Annotated in this window: 22 protein-coding genes; 13 read left to right on the top strand and 9 right to left on the bottom strand. The window is 65.6% G+C overall.

The annotated features are described in order from the left end of the window. Nucleotides 1–24 precede the first annotated feature (24 nt). From guaB to B2747_RS17040, 3 genes are all read left to right on the top strand, one after another. Nucleotides 25–1,500 (top strand): IMP dehydrogenase, encoded by a 1,476-nt coding sequence (gene guaB / locus B2747_RS17050; RefSeq protein ID WP_291163727.1) that lies wholly within the window; start codon nucleotides 25–27, stop codon nucleotides 1,498–1,500. 300 nt (nucleotides 1,501–1,800) lie between these two features. Continuing rightward, nucleotides 1,801–3,369, top strand: coding sequence for an amino acid permease (locus B2747_RS17045; protein WP_291163725.1), 1,569 nt, complete (start codon nucleotides 1,801–1,803; stop codon nucleotides 3,367–3,369). Next, nucleotides 3,366–4,403 (top strand): bifunctional oligoribonuclease/PAP phosphatase NrnA, encoded by a 1,038-nt coding sequence (locus B2747_RS17040; RefSeq protein WP_291163722.1) that lies wholly within the window; start codon nucleotides 3,366–3,368, stop codon nucleotides 4,401–4,403. Before B2747_RS17045 ends, B2747_RS17040 begins: the two co-directional genes overlap by 4 nt. A gap of 1,071 nt (nucleotides 4,404–5,474) precedes the next feature. On the opposite strand, the gene B2747_RS17035 is transcribed toward B2747_RS17040, so the two are convergent. Together B2747_RS17035 and B2747_RS17030 are read right to left on the bottom strand one after the other, a co-directional pair. Further along, nucleotides 5,475–5,969 (bottom strand): hypothetical protein, encoded by a 495-nt coding sequence (locus B2747_RS17035; RefSeq protein ID WP_291163721.1) that lies wholly within the window; start codon nucleotides 5,967–5,969, stop codon nucleotides 5,475–5,477. 89 nt (nucleotides 5,970–6,058) lie between these two features. After that, nucleotides 6,059–6,436 (bottom strand): hypothetical protein, encoded by a 378-nt coding sequence (locus B2747_RS17030; protein WP_291163719.1) that lies wholly within the window; start codon nucleotides 6,434–6,436, stop codon nucleotides 6,059–6,061. Nucleotides 6,437–6,651: 215 nt separating this feature from the next. On the opposite strand from B2747_RS17030, the gene B2747_RS17025 reads away from it, so the two are divergent. The 4 genes from B2747_RS17025 (at nucleotide 6,652) to B2747_RS17010 (ending at nucleotide 9,434) form a co-directional block, all read left to right on the top strand. Continuing rightward, a complete protein-coding gene (locus B2747_RS17025; RefSeq protein ID WP_291163717.1) occupies nucleotides 6,652–7,803 on the top strand; it encodes a P-loop NTPase in 1,152 nt (383 codons plus the stop codon). Between the two features lie 106 nt (nucleotides 7,804–7,909). Continuing rightward, on the top strand, nucleotides 7,910–8,665 hold the full coding sequence (locus tag B2747_RS17020) for an SAM-dependent chlorinase/fluorinase (RefSeq protein WP_291163715.1): 756 nt from the start codon (nucleotides 7,910–7,912) through the stop codon (nucleotides 8,663–8,665). A gap of 71 nt (nucleotides 8,666–8,736) precedes the next feature. Then, entirely contained in the window at nucleotides 8,737–9,003 is a 267-nt protein-coding gene (locus tag B2747_RS17015; protein WP_291163713.1) for a hypothetical protein, read from the top strand. Beyond that, a complete protein-coding gene (locus B2747_RS17010) occupies nucleotides 9,003–9,434 on the top strand; it encodes a type II toxin-antitoxin system VapC family toxin (protein ID WP_291163711.1) in 432 nt (143 codons plus the stop codon). The genes B2747_RS17015 and B2747_RS17010 overlap by 1 nt, the downstream gene beginning before the upstream one ends. 27 nt (nucleotides 9,435–9,461) lie before the next feature. Here the strand turns inward: B2747_RS17010 and B2747_RS17005 are convergent, their stop codons facing one another. The 3 genes from B2747_RS17005 to B2747_RS16995 form a co-directional block, all read right to left on the bottom strand. Next, complete coding sequence (locus B2747_RS17005; protein WP_291163709.1) at nucleotides 9,462–10,214, bottom strand: hypothetical protein; 753 nt, start codon at nucleotides 10,212–10,214, stop codon at nucleotides 9,462–9,464. 6 nt (nucleotides 10,215–10,220) lie between these two features. Next, the gene (locus B2747_RS17000) at nucleotides 10,221–10,673 is read right to left on the bottom strand and encodes a hypothetical protein (protein ID WP_291163707.1); all 453 of its coding nucleotides are present in this window, start codon (nucleotides 10,671–10,673) and stop codon (nucleotides 10,221–10,223) included. A 246-nt stretch (nucleotides 10,674–10,919) separates the two neighbouring features. Further along, complete coding sequence (locus B2747_RS16995; RefSeq protein WP_291163705.1) at nucleotides 10,920–11,522, bottom strand: sigma-70 family RNA polymerase sigma factor; 603 nt, start codon at nucleotides 11,520–11,522, stop codon at nucleotides 10,920–10,922. Nucleotides 11,523–11,599: 77 nt separating this feature from the next. On the opposite strand from B2747_RS16995, the gene B2747_RS16990 reads away from it, so the two are divergent. Genes B2747_RS16990 through B2747_RS16965 form a run of 6 tightly spaced genes read left to right on the top strand, consistent with a single transcriptional unit; the run spans nucleotide 11,600 to nucleotide 16,731 of the window. After that, nucleotides 11,600–12,379: a ubiquinone/menaquinone biosynthesis methyltransferase gene (locus B2747_RS16990; RefSeq protein WP_291163702.1), complete on the top strand. Its 780-nt coding sequence runs from the start codon at nucleotides 11,600–11,602 to the stop codon at nucleotides 12,377–12,379. Between the two features lie 27 nt (nucleotides 12,380–12,406). Next, nucleotides 12,407–13,897 (top strand): menaquinone biosynthesis decarboxylase, encoded by a 1,491-nt coding sequence (locus B2747_RS16985; protein WP_291163699.1) that lies wholly within the window; start codon nucleotides 12,407–12,409, stop codon nucleotides 13,895–13,897. After that, nucleotides 13,894–14,856, top strand: a complete 963-nt coding sequence (locus tag B2747_RS16980; protein ID WP_291163696.1) for a UbiA-like polyprenyltransferase — start codon at nucleotides 13,894–13,896, stop codon at nucleotides 14,854–14,856. The genes B2747_RS16985 and B2747_RS16980 overlap by 4 nt, the downstream gene beginning before the upstream one ends. Then, nucleotides 14,856–15,509 (top strand): flavin prenyltransferase UbiX, encoded by a 654-nt coding sequence (locus tag B2747_RS16975; protein WP_291163693.1) that lies wholly within the window; start codon nucleotides 14,856–14,858, stop codon nucleotides 15,507–15,509. The genes B2747_RS16980 and B2747_RS16975 overlap by 1 nt, the downstream gene beginning before the upstream one ends. Next, a complete protein-coding gene (locus B2747_RS16970; protein WP_291163690.1) occupies nucleotides 15,506–16,234 on the top strand; it encodes a hypothetical protein in 729 nt (242 codons plus the stop codon). The genes B2747_RS16975 and B2747_RS16970 overlap by 4 nt, the downstream gene beginning before the upstream one ends. Then, nucleotides 16,231–16,731 carry a metallophosphoesterase family protein gene (locus B2747_RS16965; protein ID WP_291163687.1) on the top strand — a complete coding sequence of 167 codons (501 nt, stop codon included), beginning with the start codon at nucleotides 16,231–16,233 and terminating at the stop codon, nucleotides 16,729–16,731. Before B2747_RS16970 ends, B2747_RS16965 begins: the two co-directional genes overlap by 4 nt. A 114-nt stretch (nucleotides 16,732–16,845) precedes the next feature. Here the strand turns inward: B2747_RS16965 and B2747_RS16960 are convergent, their stop codons facing one another. From B2747_RS16960 to B2747_RS16945, 4 genes are all read right to left on the bottom strand, one after another. Continuing rightward, entirely contained in the window at nucleotides 16,846–18,153 is a 1,308-nt protein-coding gene (locus B2747_RS16960; RefSeq protein ID WP_291163684.1) for a GIY-YIG nuclease family protein, read from the bottom strand. Next, nucleotides 18,056–18,892 carry a bifunctional DNA-formamidopyrimidine glycosylase/DNA-(apurinic or apyrimidinic site) lyase gene (mutM, locus tag B2747_RS16955; RefSeq protein WP_291163681.1) on the bottom strand — a complete coding sequence of 279 codons (837 nt, stop codon included), beginning with the start codon at nucleotides 18,890–18,892 and terminating at the stop codon, nucleotides 18,056–18,058. Before mutM ends, B2747_RS16960 begins: the two co-directional genes overlap by 98 nt. A 152-nt stretch (nucleotides 18,893–19,044) precedes the next feature. After that, entirely contained in the window at nucleotides 19,045–20,322 is a 1,278-nt protein-coding gene (purD, locus tag B2747_RS16950) for a phosphoribosylamine--glycine ligase (RefSeq protein WP_291163678.1), read from the bottom strand. Nucleotides 20,323–20,432: 110 nt separating this feature from the next. Further along, nucleotides 20,433–21,524, bottom strand: a complete 1,092-nt coding sequence (locus B2747_RS16945; RefSeq protein ID WP_291163676.1) for a M48 family metallopeptidase — start codon at nucleotides 21,522–21,524, stop codon at nucleotides 20,433–20,435. Nucleotides 21,525–21,806: the final 282 nt, after the last annotated feature.

The following is a 21,806-nucleotide window of genomic DNA, read 5'->3' as shown; positions in this document are numbered from 1 at the left end:
GGGCCGGGGCGAGTATTTTTCGAGATGGCACCCTCTTCTCGCCCCAATCGCATTCGCGAAGACGTCGCACTGACCTTCGACGACGTTCTGCTCGCGCCGCGTCACTCGCTCACGCATCCGCGTGAGGTGACCATCAGTTCGCGCTTCACGCGCGGCATTGCCCTCAACGTGCCGCTCATCTCGGCGGCCATGGACACGGTCACCGAAAGCGAAATGGCCATCGCCATGGCGCGCTATGGTGGCATTGGCGTGCTGCACAAGAACATGTCCATCGATCGGCAGGCGGCCGAGGTGGATCGTGTCAAGCGCAGCGAAAGTGGCATGATCCTCAATCCCATCACGCTCTCGCCCTCCGCGTCATTGCGTGAGGCCGTCGCGCTGATGATGCGCTTCAAGATCTCGGGTGTGCCGATCGTCGATACGGCCGGCAAGCTGGTGGGCATTCTCACCAATCGCGACCTGCAGTTCGAGCGCGTACTCGACCGCCCGCTGCACGAAGTCATGACGAGTGCCAATCTCGTCACGGCGCCGGTGGGCACCAACCTCGACGAAGCCGAGCGCATTCTCGCCAAGCATCGCATCGAGAAGCTTCCGGTGGTCGATGGTGAGGGGGTGCTCAAGGGGCTCATCACCGTCAAGGACATTCACAAGCGCCGCCAGTACCCTGACTCCAACAAGGATCAGTACGGGCGGCTTCGTGTTGCGGCCGCCATCGGTGCCGGCGGTGACTACCTCGATCGCGCACGCGCGCTCATCCAGGCGGGCGTCGACGTGCTCATCATCGACACGGCGCACGGACACAGCGAAGGCGTGCTGCAGGCCACTGCGCGTGTGCGCGAGGCCTTCCCAGAGGTCCAGTTGGTGGCCGGCAACGTGGCAACCAAAGGCGGCGCCGCCGCACTCGTGGCGCGCGGCGTGGATGCCGTAAAGGTGGGCGTCGGACCGGGCTCGATTTGCACGACCCGCGTCGTCACCGGCGTCGGCGTTCCGCAGATTGCCGCCATCATGGATGCTGTGGAAGGGGCAGGGGATGTGCCGGTCATTGCCGACGGCGGCATCAAGTACTCGGGTGACATTGTGAAGGCGCTGGCGGCGGGTGCCTCCAGTGTGATGATGGGCTCCATGCTGGCCGGCACCGAGGAGAGCCCCGGCGAGTCCTTCCTGCTCGAGGGCCGTCGTTTCAAGATGATCCGCGGCATGGGCTCCCTTTCGGCCATGCAGGACGGTTCCGCCGATCGCTATTTCCAGGACGGCGAAATGTCCCCCAAGAAGCTCGTGCCCGAGGGCATTGAGGGGCGCGTGCCCTACAAGGGCCCGGTCGGCGACGTGCTCTTTCAGATGATCGGTGGCCTGCGCAGCGGCATGGGCTACACGGGCTGCGCCTCCATTGAGCAGCTACGCACCGAAGCGGAATTTGTGCGTATCACCACGGCGGGCCTGCGGGAGTCGCACCCGCACGATGTGACGATCACCCGCGAGGCGCCGAACTACTCGCTGTAGCAAAACGAACCCAAGACTCAGAACCCGAACCCAAAACTCAGAACTGATCAGTCTTGAGTTCCGGGTTCAGGTTCCGTGTTTTGGGTTCGTCCTTCGGACCGCACCAGGGCAGGCCGTCGCTCGTCCCACCCCCGTTGCGCCAAGCCCCGCGGCCCCCGAGTTTGCGGGCGCCACTGTCCGAACGCAGTGCACCCCCCCACATTTTGCCGCGGGTGACCACTGTCACCGCAGCAGACCCCGCCGAACCTCGCGGGTCACACGCCAACCCGTGGCCCGCTCCACCCAGACCGTACCGCACTGATGGGAATCTGGTCCAAGAAATCGATCGCGGCGCTGCGCGCCGAAGCCGACAGCTCGGAAGCTGGGCTCAAGCGCACACTCGGCGCGCTCAACCTCACGATGCTCGGCATCGGCGCCATCATCGGCGCCGGCATCTTCGTGCTCACCGGCACGGCGGCTGCCAACTTCGCCGGCCCCGGCGTGTCACTCTCCTTCGTACTGGCCGGCCTGGCCTGTCTGTTCGCGGGTCTGTGCTACGCCGAGTTCGCGTCCATGATCCCCATCGCGGGTTCAGCGTACACGTACAGCTACGCCACCATGGGTGAAGGCGTGGCGTGGTTCATCGGCTGGAACCTCGTGCTCGAGTATCTGTTCGCCGCGGCCACCGTCAGTGTGGGCTGGTCGGGCTACTTCAGCGCCATGCTCGGTTCGGCCGGTTTGCACATCCCGGCGGCGCTGGCGTCTGCGCCGCTCACGGTGGTCAACGGACACGAGATCGTGCGCGCCTTTGCCTGCGTCGATCCCAATGGTGTGGCGCTCATCGACCCGGCCACCTCGGCGGCCTACGTGGTGCGCGAGGCTTGCACGGCGGCGGGCGGCAGCGTGGTGAACGGCATCATCAACCTGCCGGCCGTCGCGCTCATTCTGGCGCTCACGATGCTGCTGGTGCGTGGTGTGCAGGAGTCGGCGATGTTCAACAACATCGTCGTGGCCATCAAGATGACCATCGTGTTGCTGGTCATCGGTTTCGGCTTCATGTACGTGAACACCGACAACTGGTCGCCGTTCATTCCGGACATGGTCACCAACCCGGACGGCAGCACCAAGTACGGCATCTCCGGTGTGCTGCGTGCGGCGCCCGTGGTGTTCTTCTCGTACATCGGCTTTGACGCCGTATCCACCGCCGCGCAGGAAGCCAAGAACCCGCAGCGTGATCTGCCCATCGGCATGATCGCCTCGCTGCTCATCTGCACGGTGCTCTACATCCTGATGTCGCTGGTCATGACCGGTCTCGCGCCGTACACGGCGCTTGGTGTGGCGCATCCGGTGTCGGCCGCCCTCGAGGCGGTGCCGCAGCTCAAGTGGCTCGAGTACCTCACCAACATCGGCGCCGTCGCGGGTCTGTCGTCCGTCGTGCTGGTGATGCTCATGGGTCAGCCGCGCATCTTCTTCACCATGTCGCGTGACGGCCTGCTGCCCAAGATCTTCAGCCGCGTGCACCCCAAGTATCAGACGCCGGCCGCGTCCACCTGGATCGTGGGCATCATTGCCGTGGTCATCGCCGGCTTCTTCCCGCTCGGCCTGCTGGGCGAGCTGGTGTCGGGCGGTACGCTCGCGGCCTTCGCCACGGTGTGCATCGGTGTGTGGATCCTGCGGGTGCGTTCGCCCGAACTCGAGCGTCCGTTCCGCACGCCCTTCGTGCCGGTTGTGCCCATCCTGGGTGCGGGCGCCACGATGTACATGATGTACCAGCTGCCGGCGCTCACCTGGACGCTGCTGGGTGCCTGGACGTTGATCGGCATGTCCACGTACTTCCTGTACGGCATGCGCAACTCCACCATCGGCAAGAAGGAAGCCGGTAAGGCATGACGGGGGCTGTGGCCGACGGGCTGCTGACGGCCTCCGAGGCGCGGCAGGCGGCGATCCGGGAGTGGTTCGCCGCCCTGCGCCCTGGCATGACGGTGGCGCTGTCCACCCATATCAATGCCGATGGCGATGGCTGTGGCTCGGAGGCGGCATTGGCCCGCCTCCTGGCTCAGCGTGGGATTCACTGTCGTATCGTGAATCCCACGCCCTGGCCGGGCATGTTCGACTTCCTGCTTGGCGATGACATCGACGAGCAGAGTGCGCGCGGTGCGGCGGCGCTCGACGACATTGACGCGCTGGTGGTGCTCGATATCAACGACCTGCGCCGCCTGGGCCATCTGGCCGATCGTGTGCGTGCGCTCACCGTGCCCATCTCGGTCATCGATCATCATGTGGCGGGCGATGAACCGGTGGGTACGTTGGCCGTGGCCGACACGCGTGCCTGCGCCACGGGCGAGCTGGTGTACGACATCGCCATGACGCTGGGGCTCGACATCACGCCGGCCATAGCGCAGGCCCTGTATGCGGCGGTGCTCACCGATACCGGGAGTTTCCGCTTCAGCAACACCTCGCCGCGCGCGCACGGGATTGCGGCCATGCTGCTGGCGGCGGGCGTAAACCCCGAGGAGATGTACCGGCGCATTTATGCGCAGGTGAGCGTGGGGCGCATGCAATTGCTGCGGGAGGCCTTGGCCAGTCTCGGTTCCGATCCCGAACTCGGTCTTTCACACATCTCCGTGGCCTCTGACGTCATGGAGCGCTTTGATGTGACCGGCGAAGAACTCGACGGCATCGTCGAGCATCCACGAAGCATTGTGGGCACGCGTTTGGCGCTGTTCTTCCGCGACCTCGGGCACGGCAAGGTGAAGGTGAGCTTCCGCAGCACCGGCGATGTGGATGTGCAGCAGTTCGCGCGGCGCTACGGTGGCGGCGGCCACGCCAAGGCCTCAGGCGCCATGCTCACCGGTTCGCTGGAGGACGTGCGCGAGCGGGTGCTGGCGGACGCGCGGGCGTATTTGCGGGGGGAGTTGGGTTAAGCCGTACGTTCCGGACAAGTCCCCAATGCCTGAAGACGCGCGTGGTGTCGGAAGTATCGGCCCACGCGCGTACGCTTTGGGTGATCTCCGAAGCGGAAATGGAATACACAACTCCACCTGTGCGCGCGAAACGATCATCCGGTGGCAATCGCCAGGTCGCGAGATATTGCCCAGAAATGCGGTCGTAGAGATCGAGTCCGGCGTATTTCCCTGATGCCGAAATAGCTTGAACACCGACGGTGTCGCCCCAAGAAAAACCTCCGAGGCTGGCGTTCTGACCGGAAACCAACAACGTACGTGGTACGCCGTTGCTGCCAGGTTGAATTTGGAACTCCGGCGACGGGTATTTCTCAAGTAGCGGAGTGGTGCGCAAACGGCCTGAAGAACTTGCATGGACAAGACCGAAGCCGAACGTCGGCGCAAAATGACACTCACCACTGGGATTCCCACGAAGTACGCTTGAAGAGAGCAGCATGGGCTGTTCGGTGTTGACCTGCCAGGGGAAATCCCATTTCGTTTGTACGCGACCATCTGATCGATAGTGCACGAGGTAACCGCTGCGTCTCGATTGTTGTGTCACGAAACTTCCGTCTGCAAACACGCAAAGCGCGCTTGCACTGGATAGCGATTCGCCAGCTACGTCACGCAAGTGGCGACCACCCGCGTCGAGCCACGTGATCCGCCCATTCCCCTGATCCAGCACAGCAAGTCCCGTGGGGGTCAATGCGATGTCAACTGGACGGAGTAGCTCTCCAGGACCGGAGCCACGCCGCCCTCTCGTCCAAATCACGCGGCCGCTTCTAGGATCCAGTGCGTGGACCTGTAGTGTACCTTCGTCGAGAACATAGATGGCTTTCTCGCTACCTACATGCTCGCGAATCACGCCAAACGTCGTGTCGGCCATTCGCCCGCCAACATTCCAAAGCATGACCCAGCGTGTGGCTTCGTAGTGACGTGTGCGTTGACCTCGCGCTGAGGACACTGCGATGAATTGGACAAGCACCAGCAGTGCCAGAAGCAGTCTCGTCGACATCACCAACATCGTAGTGCTCGCAGTGATGTTATTGGGGGTCATCTGCCGGGGTCTCCTTCGATCAGGTGGCGGACGGCTCTCGCTTGAGCAACGCGAAGTGTCGGTTCACTCTCAGTGGTGAGCAGCATGCGAACGCGCTCCCTGTCATCGACGACAAGCACAACCGGACTCTCTCTGGAACCGAGCTTCTCAAGCCGATCGCGTTCTGCAGGGGTAATTCGACGAAGTGGGAACGACCGCATCGAACGGGGAAGCAGTGACGCGATGGCGCTGTCTGACGGTGCACGTGAAACATCAACTATCTCGACGTCCAGCATCGCGTGCGCACTGGCCATCGCAAGGATTGGCCGTACCACTGCCAGGTTGCCCTGACAGTCGCTCGCCTGGAGATACACCAGGGCTCGAAACGAGCTGGCGAAGGCCTTCGAAGGAGATGATGTCGTTGTGTCTTGAACGCGCGGACCACCGACGGAGTTGGAACGCGGTTCGGAATCGATTGATGCAAGGCGCAGTACGCCGAACAGAATGGTCATGCCCGTAAACGCAGCAACCGCAACGGGCACACGCCAAGGTCGGCGGCCGGAGGTGCGGGGAGACCGATGGTCTCCCCGCTGCTCGTTGGTCAGCATTCCGAGAACGACTCGTCGTTGCCGCCCGAACTCGTATTGTCTTTGGGCGCTGTTCCCGACGGATGAACCACACACGCACCCGCACTCTGCCCGCGGATGAAGTCCTTGTAGAACTTCTTCTCACCGACGTATGTGCAGGTCTTGAAGCTGATGGTGATTCCGAGAATGGAGGTGGAGTTCCATCCGATGGAGAAGTCCCAGGCGCAGGACTCCTTGGCCGGCTCCCATCCGCATTGCGTCAGAGTGCCAGACTGACACACCGTTGACACAACCTCACCTTCACCGGCCTGTGCGCCCACGGGCGATACGGCAAGAGACGCAGCAGCAGCGAGCACGAGGGCCACAGCTGTGGCCAAGCGTGAAATGGACATGGTGTATTCTCCTCTGGATCTATGAGTGCATCAGCGCGCGGCCACGCGCCGCGCTGCTGGTCGCCGGTGCCGGACCGGGTATCCGGGGCCGCGCGACGGGGCCACCATAACACCCACCCGTCAGTGCGCTGTCACCATTTCGTCGACACCCGGGCCATTCCAACGCCACCCCGCCGCGCCTAGCTTTCAGGGGAATCCCGAACCGGTTACTCCCTATGTCAGCTCTCATGGAGCGGATCACCGGCGCCCTCGCCACGGTCCGTAACCCCCGCACCGGCGCCGATGTCATGGCCGCCGAGCAGGTCCGCGATATCGCCACCTCCGTGGACGGCAAAGTCCGTCTCACGCTGCTGCTGGCGCCCGAAGACGACGCCACGCTCGTCCGCGATGTGCGTCAGGCCATCGAACGTCTCGACGGCGTGGCCGACGTGCGCGTCGACGTGCGCGATCCCGCGCAATCCGAACCCACACCGGCGCGCCGCGCGCCCAATCCAGCCATGAGCCAACCGATGGCCCCCGCAGCCGGCGGCATGGGCCGCGCCCTCCCCGTCATGGAGGCCGCGCCGCAGAAGGCCCCGCCCAAGGTCCCCGAGCCCGTCGCCTATCCGCACCTCGGCCGCGTTATTGCCGTGTCGTCAGGAAAGGGTGGCGTGGGCAAGAGTACCGTGGCCGTGAACCTCGCCATTGCGCTGGCCAAGGCCGGCAAGCGTGTCGGCATCATGGACGCCGACATCTATGGCCCCAATCTGCCGCTCATGCTGGGGGTGGACGCGCCGCCCGCCGTGCGCGACGAAAAGATCATCCCGCTCGAGGCCTACGGCGTGAAGGTCATTTCGCTCGGCTTCCTGATTGAAAAGGAGCAGCCGGCCATTTGGCGTGGCCCCATCGTCATGAAGATCATCACGCAGTTCCTGCGCGACGTGCAGTGGGGCGAGCTCGATTACTTCCTCGTGGACATGCCGCCCGGAACCGGCGACGCGCAGCTCTCGCTTGTGCAGGCCACGCCCGTGCATGGCGCGGTCATCGTCACCACGCCGCAGCAGGTGGCCGTGGGTGACGCGCTGCGCGGCGTGAAGATGTTCGAGCGCACCGGCGTGCCCGTCATCGGCATCGTCGAGAACATGTCGTGGTTCGAGAACCCCGAGACCGGCAAGCCCATCGCGCTCTTTGGCAGCGGTGGTGGCGAGCGTCTGGCCAAGGAGTGCGACTTGCCGCTTCTGGGGCAGATTCCCATCGATCCGCGCATTCAGGAAGGCGGCGACACCGGACGGCCCATAGTGGCCGCGGAACCTGAGGCCCGTGCCGCGAAGGCCATCGAGCAGGTGGCGCAGCGCGTCATGGAGCGCATGGCGGCGCGCCAGGGCTGAGCATCGCACCAGCGCGAAAGACATTCACGAAAACTTGCAACACGGTGCGCGGCGCAACTTTGGCGTTCGCGCACCGTCTGCGTTGGCGCGGTAAGTTGAGTGCAGCATGACACGTCCACCCATCACTCTGCTCACCGATTTCGGCACCGCCGACGGCTACGTGGCCGAATTGAAGGGCGTGCTGGCCACGCTCGCTCCCGGCCTTCCGTTGCTGGACCTCTCACACGACATCCCGCCACAGGACATCACCGCGGCGCGCCTCGCACTCGCGCGCTGCTGGCGCCGGTTTCCCGCGGGCACCGTGCATCTCGTGGTGGTCGACCCGGGCGTCGGCACATCACGCGCGGCTCTCGCCGTGGCCAGTGAAGGTCGCTTTCTCGTGGGCCCTGACAATGGCGTGCTCTCGCCGGCGCTTTTCGCGCTCGACGCGAAGGTGGTGCAACTCGTCGTGCACGACAGTGCCTCGGCAACGTTCCATGGGCGCGATGTGTTTGCGCCTGCTGCCGCGCGTCTGGCCACAGGCGCACCACTCGACGAGCTCGGCGAACGGCTGCTGCATCCCGTGCGTTTGCGCACACCCGCACCACGACGGGATGCCGACGGTGCCCTGCATGGCGAAGTGCTGACCATCGACCGCTTCGGCAACGCCATTACCAATCTCATGCCTGCGCCCGGTGCCCTGCCGCAGGCCGTTGCGGCCGGCATGCACGCGCTGCGCGTGGTGCGCACCTATGCCGACGCGGAGGACGGTGAGGCCGTCGCTCTGGTCGGGTCGAGCGGCTGGTTGGAGTTGGCGGTCCGCAACGGGAACGCCGCGGCCACGCTAGGACTCAGGCGGGGCGACGCGGTCAAGACTCGCTGAGCCGCAAGCCACGCAAATGAGTCGACAGTGATGCCATTGCATCACTGTCGGTGATGCGTTAGCATCAAATAATGCGCACCACCATCGATCTCGACGCTGTGCTTCTGGAGCGGCTCCGCGACGCGGCGCACCGCGAAGGGGTGTCATTCAAGGCGATGCTGCATCGTGTCATCATGCGCGGACTCGAAGAAGGGCCCGAGGTGAGTCCGTCTCGATACGTGCAGCGCACGTATCACATGGGCGCTGTTCGAGAGGGCTATGATCTCGTCAAGGCACGATGGATTGCCGATGACCTGGAAGATGAGGAGATCCTTCGCAAGATGAACGAGGGGCGTTGATGATTGTCCCTGACGTCAACCTTCTCGTGTACGTGTTGAACGCAGACAGTCCGCACCATGCCCGCGCGCTCGCATGGTGGGAGAGGGTACTGACCGGTCACGAGGCCATCGGATTGCCGTGGGTGACCGTCCTTGGCGTGCTCCGGATTGCCACCAACAGACGCATCATGAGTGCGCCACTGTCCATTGATGAAGCCATGACAAATGTCGAGGATTGGCTTCGGCAGCCCGTGGTCTCAGTCGTGGAGCCAGGTCCGGAGCATGCGCGCATCCTTTCGGACATGCTGCGCCAGGCGGGGCGAGGGGCCAATCTCGTGACCGATGCCCATCTCGCGGCACTCTGTGTGGAGCGCGGAGCCACGCTCTGTAGCGCGGATGGTGATTTCCAGAGATTCCGCGGGCTTCGTTACGAGAACCCGTTGCTGCACTGAGTTCTTACCTGCGGCGGGCCATGCGCCTCAGAGCTCCGCGCCCGTCCCCGTGCCTTCCTTGTCTTCCACCGGGCGCCGCGCGGCCACCACGCCTTGGACCGGCGTCGGGGTCTGCCAGCTCACCTGGGACACCGGCACCTCATTCACCCCGGTGCTCGAACCGGGGGCCCAGGATGCGGCTGCCGTACCGCCGTTCCAGCGGCTGCCCCAGCGTCCGCCGACGCGGCCGAATTGCACACTCAGTCTGGACATGCCAATGCGCGACTTGACCACGGCGCCCATACCCACCGTGGCAACTGCCCAGGTGAAGGCCACCGCCACCAGACGGCTGAGCGTGCCCAGCACAGGCATCTGCGCCGCCAGTGCCGCGCCGAACCACACGAGACTGAGGGCCGTAAGACCCACCACCAGGCCTCGCACGGCCGCCGAACGCTCGGAGCCTGAGGCCCCACGGCCAACCAGGGCCCAGCCGATAACCAGGGCGACGGCCAACACGCCAAGCGTGAATGCGCCAGCCAGCGCCAAGCCCCAGGCCAGGGCCGCCAGCGGAATGGCCAGAATGCCAATGATGGTCACGGCGCAGGCCACCACCACGACCACCAGGGCCGGTACCGCCAGCACTTGGGTGAGCACACCAGCCCAGAAGCTGCCCGATACATCGCGGGCGGCCGTGCGGGCCACCGCCACCAGCGCTTCTTCTGCCGTGGTCAGCACCACCAGGCCGATGATGAGCCCGATGCCAAAGACCCCGGCAATGGCCGTGAGCGTGGTGGCCAGCATGAAACGCTAGCGCCCCTGACGGGAAGACGCCGAGGCGAGGGCACGAATGCCCACCACACCCATGCCGGCCGCTGCCACGAAGCCGCCGGCCGCGAGGGCCAGGACCTCGGGCGTGCTGCCCTGAAGTGCCGCCAGACCGGACTGGCCCAGCACCGTGCTCATGAGGTCCGTGCCGGCCGCGAGCACCTGCTCGCGGAAGCTCTCCAGACCAAGCTGCGCCAGGATGACCGCCATGTCAGCGCGGGCCAGCGCCCAAGTTGTACCGGTAGTGAGCAGGCCGGCACCGAAGGCCGCACCAACACCGGCGGCGAGACGGGCCGGGCGTGAGGCCGGCACCAGATCAGCCACCGTACGGGTGGCGGCGGCATGCCAGGGCTCGAACACCTGCACCTGATTCATGACCTTGTCGGCAAAGCCGGCCGACGGCGCAAAATCGGGCAGGGCATCAAGGGACTGCATGAAAAGGCGCGCGCTATGCAGCTCGGCCTGGCAGGACGCACAAGATCGGACGTGCGCCCGCAGGGGGGCAACGCCAAAACCCTCCTCGCCATCGAGAAGGAGTTCGATTTCGTCGGGTCTCAGGTGTCGTTCAGGCATAGCGATGAGCCTCCATGTGCGGACTACGCCGCAGGAGTGCCGCAGGTTTCAGGCCATTCCCGGCTTTCCGGAAAAAGCAGCGGCCAGTCAGAAACAGGCTCGGGGTGATCACTGCCGGAGTGGCTCGAGCGCCTTGCGCAGCTCATGCCGAGCCCGGTGGATGTAGGTCTTGACCGTCCCCAGGGGCAGGTCGAGCGTGGCGGCAATTTCCTCGTACGACCGCCCTTCCACGTGACGCAGCATGATGCAGGCGCGATACTCGGGCCTGAGCGAGCCGATGGCCCGCTCGATGGCCGACCCCAGTTCCTTGGCCTCCAACTCCTCCAGCGCGGTCTCCTGGTCGGCCTGCAGCTCGATGGACGACGCCTCTACCTCGGAGGCCGAGGTCGCGTGCGGACTACCGTCCATGCTGATGGTGTCGAGCCGCCGCCGCCGCAGGTGATCGATGGCGACGTTGTTCGCGATCTTGAAGAGCCAGCTCGAGAACTTGAACTCGGGGCTGTACTTGTCGATGTGGTTCAGGACCTTGATGAACGCGTCCTGGGCCAGATCCTCTGCCGTCTCGCGGTCGCGCACCATGCGGTAGACGAGCGAAAACACCGGCCGCTCATATCGGCGGACGAGTTCCCGAAACGCCGGTTCCCGTCCCTGTTGGGCGAGGCGTACGACGTCGGCGTCAGGAAGGGTTCCCAGCTCGTCGAGGGTCGGCATGCAGCAGCGCAAGCTAGTCCCGGAGCGGGCAGGGGACCAGCGCTTGCTCCGCTTGGCACGCTCACTGAAGTTTGGACATGCCCAGTACCACGGACGTCCCCGGCCCCTCGAATCCCGAGGCGGTCGGCCAGGAGCTCGCGCGGGCCGCACAGGCGGCCCAGGGCGAGGGAAAGCGCGATTACGTGCAGCAGATGTTCTCGGACATCGCCCCGCGCTACGATCTGCTCAATCACGTCCTGTCGCTCAACATCGACAAACGCTGGCGCGCCCGGGCCCTCGAAGCGCTCGCGTGGCGCGCCACACCGAGCGGCCGCTATCTCGATCTTTGCGCCGGCACGCTCGATGTCGGTGCCCTGCTCGTGCGTCAGCCGGGGTTCACAGGCTTTGTGGCCGGCGCGGACTTTGCCGTGCCCATGCTGCAGCACGGTACCGGCAAGGCGCCGCGCCAGCGCCTCGCTCCCGTTGGCGCCGACGCCCTGCAACTGCCCTTTGCGCCGGCGTCACTCGACGGCGCCATCGTGGCTTTTGGTATTCGCAACGTGGCGGACCTCGACGCCGGCCTGCGTGAGGTGCATCGCGTGCTGAAGCCCGGCGCACGGTTTGTCATTCTGGAGTTCTCCACGCCGCCATCCGCACTCGTGCGCGCGGGGTATCACTTCTATTTCCACCGCGTGCTGCCCTTCGTGGGGCGGCTCGTGAGCGGACATCGCTCGGCGTACACCTATCTGCCCATGTCGGTGGCACAATTCCCCACCGAGGAAGCGTTGGCTCAATGCATGCGCGCCGCCGGGTTCGGGACCGTCACCTGGCAGCGCCTCACGTTCGGCATCGCCGCCATTCATACCGGCGTCGCCTGAACGCCCTTCAACTCCGCAGTCCTGCGCATGGCTCTCGACACGCTGTCTGAATTCATCGACGCCATTGATGGCATCGGCGAACTGCATCGCATTTCGCAGCCGGTGAAGGTGCATCTCGAACTCACCGAAATCGCTGATCGCGTCTCCAAGATGCCCGGCGGTGGCAAGGCGCTGCTCTTCGAGAAGCCCGTGCTGCGTGATGGCACCGTGTCCGAATACCCGGTGGCCATCAATCTCTTCGGGTCCATGCGCCGCATGGCGTTGGCACTCGGTGTGGAACGCCTCGACGATATTGGCGATCGCATCACGCAGCTCATGGACCTCAAGGTGCCCGACGGGTTCCTGGGCAAGCTGTCGCTGCTGCCGCGCCTGCTCGAGGTGAGCAAGTTCCCGCCGCGCGTGAAGAGTGGCACGCCCTCCTGCCAGGACATCGTGTGGCGCGGTGACGACATCGATCTCGACAAGCTGCCCGTGCTGCATTGCTGGCCCGAGGACGGGGGACCCTACGTCACCATGACGGCGGTTGTCAGCAAGGACCCCGTGCGCGGCATCCGCAACGTGGGCATGTACCGCGTGCAGCAGCTCGGCAAGCGGCATGTGGCCATGCATTGGCAGCGCCACAAGACCGGCGCCGAACACATGCGGCAGATGGCCGAACGCGGCGAGAAGATGCCGGTGTGCATTGTGGTGGGCAGTGATCCCGCCAGCATGTTCAGCGCCTCGGCGCCGCTGCCGCCCAACATCGACGAGTTCCTGTTCGCCGGCTTTCTGCGCCGTGATCCGGTGCGTCTCACCAAGGCCGTCAGCAACGATCTCGAAGTGCCGGCCGACGCTGAGATTGTCATCGAAGGCTACATCGATCCCGCCGAGGAGCTGGTGGTGGAAGGCCCGTTCGGTGACCACACGGGCTTTTACAGCGAAGCGGACATGTATCCGCGCGTGCACGTCACGGCCGTCACCATGCGGCGCAACGCGGTGTACGCCACCACCATCGTGGGGCGGCCCCCCATGGAAGACTTCTACCTCGGTCACGCCACCGAGCGCATCTTCCTGCCGCTGCTCAAGCTCACGACGCCGGAAGTCGTGGATTATCACATGCCGGCTGAGGGTGGTTTTCACAACCTCGTCTTCGTGAGCATCGACAAGAAGTATCCCGGCCACGCCGACAAGGTCATGCACGCCCTCTGGGGCCAGGGGCTCATGTCCCTGGCCAAGGTCCTGGTGGTGGTCGACAAGGACATCAACGTGCGCAACCCGGTGGAAGCCTGGTGGGTGGCGCTCAACAACATGGACCCGCAGCGCGACGTACGCTTCACCATGGGCCCTGTGGACGTGCTCGATCATGCCAGTCGTGCGTTCACCTACGGCAGCAAGATGGGCATCGATGCCACGCGCAAATGGCCCGAGGAAGGCTTCACGCGCAGTTGGCCGCGCGTGATCAGCATGGACCCGGCCACCAAGTCGCGTGTGGACGCCATGTGGAGCAGCCTCGGGCTGCCGCCGGTACCGCAGCCGTGAACACCGTAATGCCGCCCAAGGGCGCACGTGACGGGCAGTTGCTGAGCGGCCAGTCGCTGCCGGTGCGACTGGCCAACTTCGTCAAATTGCCGCATACGGTATTTGCCATGCCGTTCGCGCTGGTTGGCGTGCTGTTTGCCAGTGTCGTTGCGCCCGTGAGTGCGGCCGTGGTGGGATGGGTGTTGTTGGCGTTCACCAGCGCACGATTTGCCGCCATGGCGTTCAACCGGCTCGTTGACCGCGACGTGGACGCACTCAATCCGCGCACCGCCATGCGCGAGCTGCCGGCCGGCACGCTCACGGTGGGGCAGGCGCGCTTCAGCATCGTGTTGTCGAGCGGCCTGTTTGTGCTGGCCAGCTACATGCTCAACACCCTGTGTTTTCTGCTTTCGCCAGTCGCCCTGTTGTGGGTGCTGGGCTACAGCTACACCAAGCGCTTCACGCGCTGGTCGCATCTTTGGTTGGGCCTCGGCCTGTCCATTGCCCCCGTGGGGGGCTATCTGGCCGTGACCGGAGCGTGGAGCGAGCCCTGGTGGTTGCTCTGTGTGCTGGCGCTTGGCGTGGTGTGCTGGAGCGGCGGCTTCGACATGATCTATGCGCTGCAGGATGCCGAGTTCGACAGAGTGCATGGGCTGCACAGCGTGCCCAGCACGTTTGGTGTGGCGGGCGCCATCGCCATCGCCCGCAGTCTGCATGTGCTGGCGGTGGTGTGTTTTGCGGCGGTCGTGGCCGCGCAGCCCCTCGGCACGGTGTCTCCACTGGCGCAGAATGTGCTGTGGGCCGCGGTGGTTGGCGTCGCCCTCATGCTGCTCTGGGAGCACCGACTGGTGAAGGCGCACGATCTCTCCCGTGTGGACGCGGCCTTCTTCACGATGAATGGCCTCATCAGTCTCGGCTTCCTGTTGTTTGTGCTGGTGGCGCGTGTGCTCGTGGCGCGCGGTGTGGGAGCGATAGCCTGATGCCGGACACGACTCGCGACCTCTCGCCGCGCACGTCGGGCAACGCCGCGCGCCACCCTGTGGTGCTGGCCATCACCGGCGCATCGGGTGCGCCCTACGCTGTGCGTTTGCTGCAGGCGCTGGTGGAACTCGGCGTGCCCACTTGGCTGATCGTGTCGGGGCATGGGTGGCGACTGCTGCAAACAGAGAGCGGTATTGCCAATCTCGCGGCACTGCGCGAGGCCGCGGGCGGAGCGCTGTTTGATCGGCATGTGACGGTGTTCGACGACGGCGACCGCGGGGCGAAGCCGGCCAGCGGATCGGCGCGTTCGAGTGGCATGGTGGTCTGCCCCTGCAGCATGGGCACGGTGAGTGCCATTGCACACGGCACGTCGCGGTCGCTGGTGGAGCGCGCGGCCGACGTGGCCCTCAAGGAGCGGCGTCGACTGATTCTCGTTCCACGGGAAACACCACTCTCACTGGTGCATCTCGAAAACCTCACGTCCGTGACGCGCGCCGGTGCCACGGTCATTCCGGCGGCGCCGGGCTTCTACCACGGGCCCAGCGGCATTGCCGATCTGGTCGACTTTATCGTGGCGCGCATTCTTGACCATCTCGATGTGGAGCATCAGGTGGGCAAGCGCTGGGGTGACGTCGCGGAGCCTTCGGAGTGATTGACGAGCAGCAGTTTGCGGCATCGGTCGAGCGGGAGCGCCGCCGCCGGCGCCGTGATGGGCTGCTGCTGTGGGCGTTGGCCTCGCTGCTGTTCGTCAAGCCGGTGCACGTGCTGCTTGGGCTCGTAGGCCTACCCGTGGAATTCCGCTGGCCGCTCGCGTGGGTGGGCGCACCGTTGGCCACCGCACTGGTCTATGCGGCTGTCAGGGGCGTTGGCGGGCTGGCCTCCGGCGCGCTGATGAACGTTCTGCACCCCGGGCGTGGCGGCAAGGCGGCCCCACCGGGCTACTCGCATGCCGAGGCGCTGGCGGCGGCCGGTCGCATGGCCGAGGCCGAAGCGGCGTTCGAGGCGCTGCATGCGGAGCGCGGCGACCGGGTCGATGTGCTGCACGCCGAGATTGCCTGGCAACTCAAGCCTGGCGGTAATGTCGAGCGGGCCAAGGCCCTGCTGCAGCGCTTGCGCAAGGCCGATGGCGCCACGCGCTCTGACGACCTGTTCGCCACGCAGCGCCTCATTGATCTCTATCTCGGTCCATTGCACGATACCGACCGTGCCATGAGCGAGCTCCGCCGCATCATGCAACAGTTTCCCGGATCGCGTGACGCCGAAGGCGCACAAACGGCCCTAGCCACCTTGCGTGAGCAGGCCGGACACGCGGCGCCTCACGCTCCGCGCGATATTCGCAACGCTGACTCCACACCACCGTCTTCCTCCGAGCCATGAACGAACGCGCCACCATCATCGGCCTCATCTCCGATACGCACGGGCTTGTGCGTCCCGAAGTGTTCGAAGCGTTGGAGGGCGTGTCGCAGATTCTGCATGCCGGCGACGTGGGGCCGGCGGATGTCCTGACGGAGTTGGCCACCATCGCGCCGGTTCGCGCCGTGTGGGGCAATACCGATGCGCCGGGGCGTCCCGATCTCGTCGAGCGCATTGAGGACGTGATTGATGGCGTTCGCATTGTGGTCACGCACGGCCACGAGTTGGGCAGCCCCACGCCGCCCAAGCTGGTTGGCGCCTTTCCCAACGCCGACGTGATTGTGTACGGGCACACGCATCAGCAACTGGTGACGAAGGCGGCGCGCCGCGTGGTGGTGAACCCAGGGGCGGCGGGTCCGCAGCGCTTCAAGCTGCAGCCCTGTGTGGCCAAGCTGTATATCTGGAAGGGGCAGGCGGATGTGGAGTTGATTCCGTTGCTCTCCGCTGAACCGCTGAACTGAAGGTGTGAGGATCAGAGGATCGGAGGATAAGAGAGGCGGGCGTCGAGGGCTCCCCGTTGGCGGAACCCTCGACGCCCGCCCCTCCAATCCTTGGATCCTCCAATCCTCACACCATCAGTTCAACGATCTGGCCGCAAGCACGAGTCCCTCCAGCGCCCCCACCACTGTCTCCGCCACAATGGCCTGTGCCCCATTGCGCCCGCGGAACCACGACTCCACCAGCAGCAGCTCATCGAGTCGATCGACCAGCGCACCAGTGGGTACCGCCTGCGTCGTCTGCCGCTCGAGTGCCTGCATGCTGTTCACGCTCTCAGGTTCCAGGCAACGCGCCTCGGCCACCACGACACCGTGGCGCACGAGATACAAACGATCGTCGCCATCGTGACCAGGCACCGCATACACAAAACTCGGACGTGCCAGCGCCTCGCGCACACGCGATAGTTGCGCCTCGAGTTCCTGCAGCGCGGTGAGTCGGTCGCGCAGCCAGCCCGCGCGCTCGTAGCTCAAGGACGCACTGGCTGCCGCCATTTCGCGCACCAGTTGCTGCTGCGGCGTATCGTCGCGCCCCTCGAGGACCGCCCGGGCCCGCGTAAGCTGCGCGCGGTATTCATACTCGCTCGTGGCGCCCACGCAGGGGCCGAGGCAGCGGCGGGTTTCGTAGCGATGACAGCGAGGCGTGCGCTGCATGGCCGGATGCGCGGCGTCAAAAAGCTCCTGCACATCGGCGAGATGCAGGGGCACGCGGTCACTGCAGTCGCGCAGGCCCAGCGCGTCGTTGAGCACGCGCAATGCGTCCTGCAACGGACGACGTGACGCGAAGGGGCCAATGATCTGCGCCACATCCCGCGAGCGGGCGGCGGCACTGGCGCGTTGGATGCGAAGACGCGGCGCCGGCCCCCTCGCAATGCTGATGACCCACCATTTGTCGAGCGGCCGTGCCGAGCGGACGTTGTAGCGCGGCAGGTGCGCGCGAATGAGTCGCACCTCGCGCAGCAGGGCCGCGAATTCACTGGGCTGCGGCTCCCACTCGATGCTGCTTGTTTCACGCAGCATGCGGGCGTGGCGGTGCTCGGGCCAGGGCAGGCGGAAGTAACTGAGCAGGCGCGTGCGGACCTGCGTGCTCTTGCCGACGTACAGCACCTCGCCGTGTGCGCTGCGCATGAGGTACACACCGGGCGCATTGCGCGTGGTGGCGCGCACCTGTTCACGCAGCCGGGCCACGTTGGCTTCGCTGGCCGGCATGGCCAGGTCGAGCTGTGTGGCCAGCGCACGCGGGCGACGCGTGGGGCGGGCTGGCAGTGACGCGGCCAGACCCGCGGCCAGATCAGTACTGACACCTCGCGCAGAAGACCGTGCTGCGTCCGTCCACGGCGTGGGTACCGATGAGGCGATGCCCGCAGCGGCGGCAGGGCTCGCCGGCACGACCGTATGCGGCCAACTGTTCGACAAAACGTCCCCGCTCACCGCGCGCGTCCCGGTAGTCGCGAAAGCTGGTGCCACGTGCCGCGATGCTGGCTTGCAGGACCTGCCGCAGTTCGTGGTGCAGCGTGGCCCACTCCGGATCGGAAAGCGACGCTGCTTCGCGTGATGGGTCGATGCCGGCCAGCCATAGCGCCTCGTTGGCGTAGATGTTGCCCACGCCGGCCAGCCGCCGTTGATCCATGAGCGCGGCCTTGATAGGTTGGCGTGAGTCCCGAATACAACCCGAAAATGCAGCCGTAGTGAGTGTCGGGTCAAGAGGCTCGGGGCCAAGTCCGGCGGAATACTCGGCGAAACGCTCGCCAGACATGAGGGCCACGGCGCCCAGTCGGCGCACGTCGCGGTAGTGCAGCACGCGGCCATCACCGAGCGTGAAGCTCACGCACACGTACTGGCGTTCGCTCTCGGAGAGTTGGCCGTCGTCCACGATGAGGCCACCGGTGAAGCGCGGCTGCACAACCACGTGCCACGCACCTGAGGCGCCGCGAAGGTCCAGCACGATGAGCTTAGCGCGCCGCCACACCCGTTCCACCGCTGCGTCACGCAGGGCGGCATCCAGCCCCGCCACATCCGTCTCGCGCAGCACGTCGGGGCGCGGCACGTTCACCCGCGTCACCCGGGCGCCCCGCACCATGTCGTGCAGATCGCGCGCGATGGTTTCGGTTTCCGGGAGTTCAGGCATGGCGCATGTCTCTACTGCCTACCACGGAGTAACACCGAAGAAAAAAGAAACAACAGGAGACGGCGTCGGATGTTCGCACCATCCACAAATCCGAGCGGTCATCCTGACTTTTCCGTTGTTGTCGGTGTTTGTCCGTGGTAGTCAGGTCAGAATCATCCGACTCGTGTGGCCTCGCGCCATCCGATGTCGCGACGATACCTGGCCCCCTCGAAGTCAATGCGCGAGGCGGCGTCGCGCGAGGCCTGCTGCGCGGCGGCAAAGCTGTCGGCCATGGCGGTGACCGCAAACACGCGACCGCCACTGGTGAGCAGATCGCGCCCGTCGCGCCTGGTGCCGGCGTGGTATACCCGCACCGCGTCGCCGAACTCCGGCAGCGAGATCGGCACGCCGGTACGCGGGGCATCGGGATACCCGGCTGACGCCACCACCGTGGTCACGCTGGCGCCAGCGCGCCACGTAAAGGCCGGCATGTTGCCAATGCGCGCGCCGCGCGCCACCGCGAGCATGGGTTCCAGCAGACTGCTGGTGAGCATCGGCAGAATGGCCTGCGTCTCCGGGTCACCGAATCGGCAGTTGAACTCCACCACCTTGGGGCCGTCGGGCGTGAGCATGAGGCCCGCGTACAGGAGACCGGTGAACGGTGTGCCACGCTTGCGTAGCGCATGCAGCGTGGGCAGGAAGACACGCTCCGTCACCTCGTCTACAAGAGCCGGTGTGGAGAAGGACACCGGCGTATACGCCCCCATGCCACCCGTGTTCGGGCCCTCGTCACCATCGAGCAGACGCTTGTGATCCTGGGCGCCGATCATGGGCAGCACGTCGTGGCCATCGGTGACCGCAAAGAGCGAAAGCTCCTCGCCCGTCATGAAGGATTCCACGAGACATTCCGCGCCCGCCTCACCAAACACGCGATCATCGAGAATGCGATCGATGGCATCAAAGGCCTCGGCCTCCGACTGACACACGATCACGCCCTTGCCGGCCGCGAGACCGCTGGCCTTGATGACCACGGGGGCGCCGAAGCGCGTGCGCACGGCCTCCTTGGCGTCACGCGCCACGCGATGCGTTTCCGCGTGCGCGGTGGGCACACCGGCCTGCAGCATCAGGGTCTTGGTGTCGGCCTTGCTGGTCTCCACCGTCGCGGCGCCCATGGTGGGTCCGAAGGCGGGAATGCGCGCCACCTGCAGCGCATCCACCACGCCGGCCGCCAGCGGGGCTTCAGGGCCCACGACCACGAGGTCCACCTGCTCCTGCTCCGCCAGCGCGACAACGGCCGTGGGGTCATCGGCCTTGATGCTCACCAGACGACCAAGCTGCGCAATACCCGGATTGCCGGGACCGGCCAGCAGTTCAACGGCGGTGTTTTCGCGCGAGAGCGTATCGGCCAGCGCATGTTCGCGGCCACCTGAACCAAGAAGCAGGATCTTCATGGGGCGGAAATCTAGTCGGGCAGCGGGCCATCAGGCTGCGTCCGACTCGCGCTGCAGCACAAACACCCCGCCCGCCGAGACGCGTGGTCTCGGCGGGCGGGTTTGATGTGTCAGAAGGTGCTGCCCGGCGGTGCAGGGGCCGGTGGTGGCTCCGGGGCTGGCGGCGGCTCGGGAGCGGGCGGTGGCGGCTCCGACGGAGGCGGAGGGGGCGCGTCGCCCATGCTGGCCGCCGCCTTGAAGGCATCGCGGAACGCGTCGGCCGCGCGATTGATGACACCACCGACGGCGTCGGCTGCTTCGCGCGCCTTCTCCTTGTAATAATCGGTCGCATCGCGCAGGTCGTCGCGGAACGGACGTTCAGCCTCACTGCCGCGGCGGATGTATTCGCCGCCGACAATCGTGGCGTAGGCGCCGCTCTGCTCCCAGCGGCGCAGCTCGCCGGCGCGCACTGTGTGGAAGGGGTGTTCGCGCAGCGCGGTGTTGAGGGCCTTGAGCACGCTGTCCCACGCCGTGCCACCCATCTCGTAATCGGCCGCCTGCACCAGATAGGCGTCGAGGTCGATGGTGTCACCCTCGGCCTTGCCACCCGCGAGCTTGAGGAAGGCCATCAGGCTCGCGCGCGGATCCTGTGTGCCGAGCATGCCGGCGCGATCGGCCGACAGTTCCGACTTGCGATACCACTCGAGCAGCGCGAGCTGGAAGGGCAGCAGCGCAATCGACGCCAGGAGTGGCAGCGCGCTCATGCCGAAGAACAGCACGATGAGCGCAATGGTGCGGTACGTCGTGCGACCCGTCATGATGTGGCCGAGCTGCTGGGCCAACACGAAGCGCTGCTCGTCGGGCTCCAGCAGTTCGAGAGTGCCCGAACTGATCACGATGAAGGGCTGGTCGAATCCGACCGCACCGGCGTTGGCAATGGGATTCTGCGCCACATAGAGCTGCGGGACCGGCTGGCCGGCGTTGGGCCAGTCGAGGGTGCGCAGCACGTCTTCGTACATGGCGTGGAGACGTGGGCGCTGTGTGGGCCCTACCAGGACCGCATCGCCGAGGAAGAGGTTGCGTACACCGCGTTCGCCGAAGGCGCCGGCAATCTTGCGGACCACCTCGTCGAAACCGGGGATGGCGCGCAGTGCGCGCAGGGCGGCGCGGTCGGCCGGGTGTTCCCAGGTGACCGAGCTGATCTGAGTCAGGGGGGTAGGCATACGGGCCGTACGCGGGCTGGGCCGGATTGGTTGCAGGGGCTGTCCCCGGGGGGCTGAGCGCCGGGAAACCCAAAACTCAAAAACTTGAACTCAAAGCTCAGAGCTCACCGACAGTCCGGTTAGCTGTGAGCTTTGAGTTCAAGTTTTGAGTTCGGAGTCAACAGACACTTACGACTCGAAACTCGAACTCAAAACCCGAAACTGATCAGTTCCGAGTTCTGGGTTCGGGTTCCGGGTCTTGAGTGCCGCGTCCTTGGTTTCCTCTAGCAGGGTGCTGAAAAA

Origin of the sequence: Gemmatimonas sp. UBA7669, assembly GCF_002483225.1 — a bacterium.
In the GTDB taxonomy this organism is placed as follows: Bacteria; Gemmatimonadota; Gemmatimonadetes; order Gemmatimonadales; family Gemmatimonadaceae; genus Gemmatimonas.
This window is presented reverse-complemented; position numbering and strand designations above follow the sequence as displayed.

Bases quoted from the DNA above. Each gene is read 5' to 3' on its own strand.
- guaB (WP_291163727.1), top strand. From the start codon at position 25: ATGGCACCCTCTTCTCGCCCCAATCGCATTCGCGAAGACGTCGCACTG.
- B2747_RS17045 (WP_291163725.1), top strand. From the start codon at position 1,801: ATGGGAATCTGGTCCAAGAAATCGATCGCGGCGCTGCGCGCCGAAGCC.
- B2747_RS17040 (WP_291163722.1), top strand. From the start codon at position 3,366: ATGACGGGGGCTGTGGCCGACGGGCTGCTGACGGCCTCCGAGGCGCGG.
- B2747_RS17035 (WP_291163721.1), bottom strand. From the start codon at position 5,969: ATGACCATTCTGTTCGGCGTACTGCGCCTTGCATCAATCGATTCCGAA.
- B2747_RS17030 (WP_291163719.1), bottom strand. From the start codon at position 6,436: ATGTCCATTTCACGCTTGGCCACAGCTGTGGCCCTCGTGCTCGCTGCT.
- B2747_RS17025 (WP_291163717.1), top strand. From the start codon at position 6,652: ATGTCAGCTCTCATGGAGCGGATCACCGGCGCCCTCGCCACGGTCCGT.
- B2747_RS17020 (WP_291163715.1), top strand. From the start codon at position 7,910: ATGACACGTCCACCCATCACTCTGCTCACCGATTTCGGCACCGCCGAC.
- B2747_RS17015 (WP_291163713.1), top strand. From the start codon at position 8,737: ATGCGCACCACCATCGATCTCGACGCTGTGCTTCTGGAGCGGCTCCGC.
- B2747_RS17010 (WP_291163711.1), top strand. From the start codon at position 9,003: ATGATTGTCCCTGACGTCAACCTTCTCGTGTACGTGTTGAACGCAGAC.
- B2747_RS17005 (WP_291163709.1), bottom strand. From the start codon at position 10,214: ATGCTGGCCACCACGCTCACGGCCATTGCCGGGGTCTTTGGCATCGGG.
- B2747_RS17000 (WP_291163707.1), bottom strand. From the start codon at position 10,673: ATGCAGTCCCTTGATGCCCTGCCCGATTTTGCGCCGTCGGCCGGCTTT.
- B2747_RS16995 (WP_291163705.1), bottom strand. From the start codon at position 11,522: ATGCCGACCCTCGACGAGCTGGGAACCCTTCCTGACGCCGACGTCGTA.
- B2747_RS16990 (WP_291163702.1), top strand. From the start codon at position 11,600: ATGCCCAGTACCACGGACGTCCCCGGCCCCTCGAATCCCGAGGCGGTC.
- B2747_RS16985 (WP_291163699.1), top strand. From the start codon at position 12,407: ATGGCTCTCGACACGCTGTCTGAATTCATCGACGCCATTGATGGCATC.
- B2747_RS16975 (WP_291163693.1), top strand. From the start codon at position 14,856: ATGCCGGACACGACTCGCGACCTCTCGCCGCGCACGTCGGGCAACGCC.
- B2747_RS16965 (WP_291163687.1), top strand. From the start codon at position 16,231: ATGAACGAACGCGCCACCATCATCGGCCTCATCTCCGATACGCACGGG.
- mutM (WP_291163681.1), bottom strand. From the start codon at position 18,892: ATGCCTGAACTCCCGGAAACCGAAACCATCGCGCGCGATCTGCACGAC.
- purD (WP_291163678.1), bottom strand. From the start codon at position 20,322: ATGAAGATCCTGCTTCTTGGTTCAGGTGGCCGCGAACATGCGCTGGCC.
- B2747_RS16945 (WP_291163676.1), bottom strand. From the start codon at position 21,524: ATGCCTACCCCCCTGACTCAGATCAGCTCGGTCACCTGGGAACACCCG.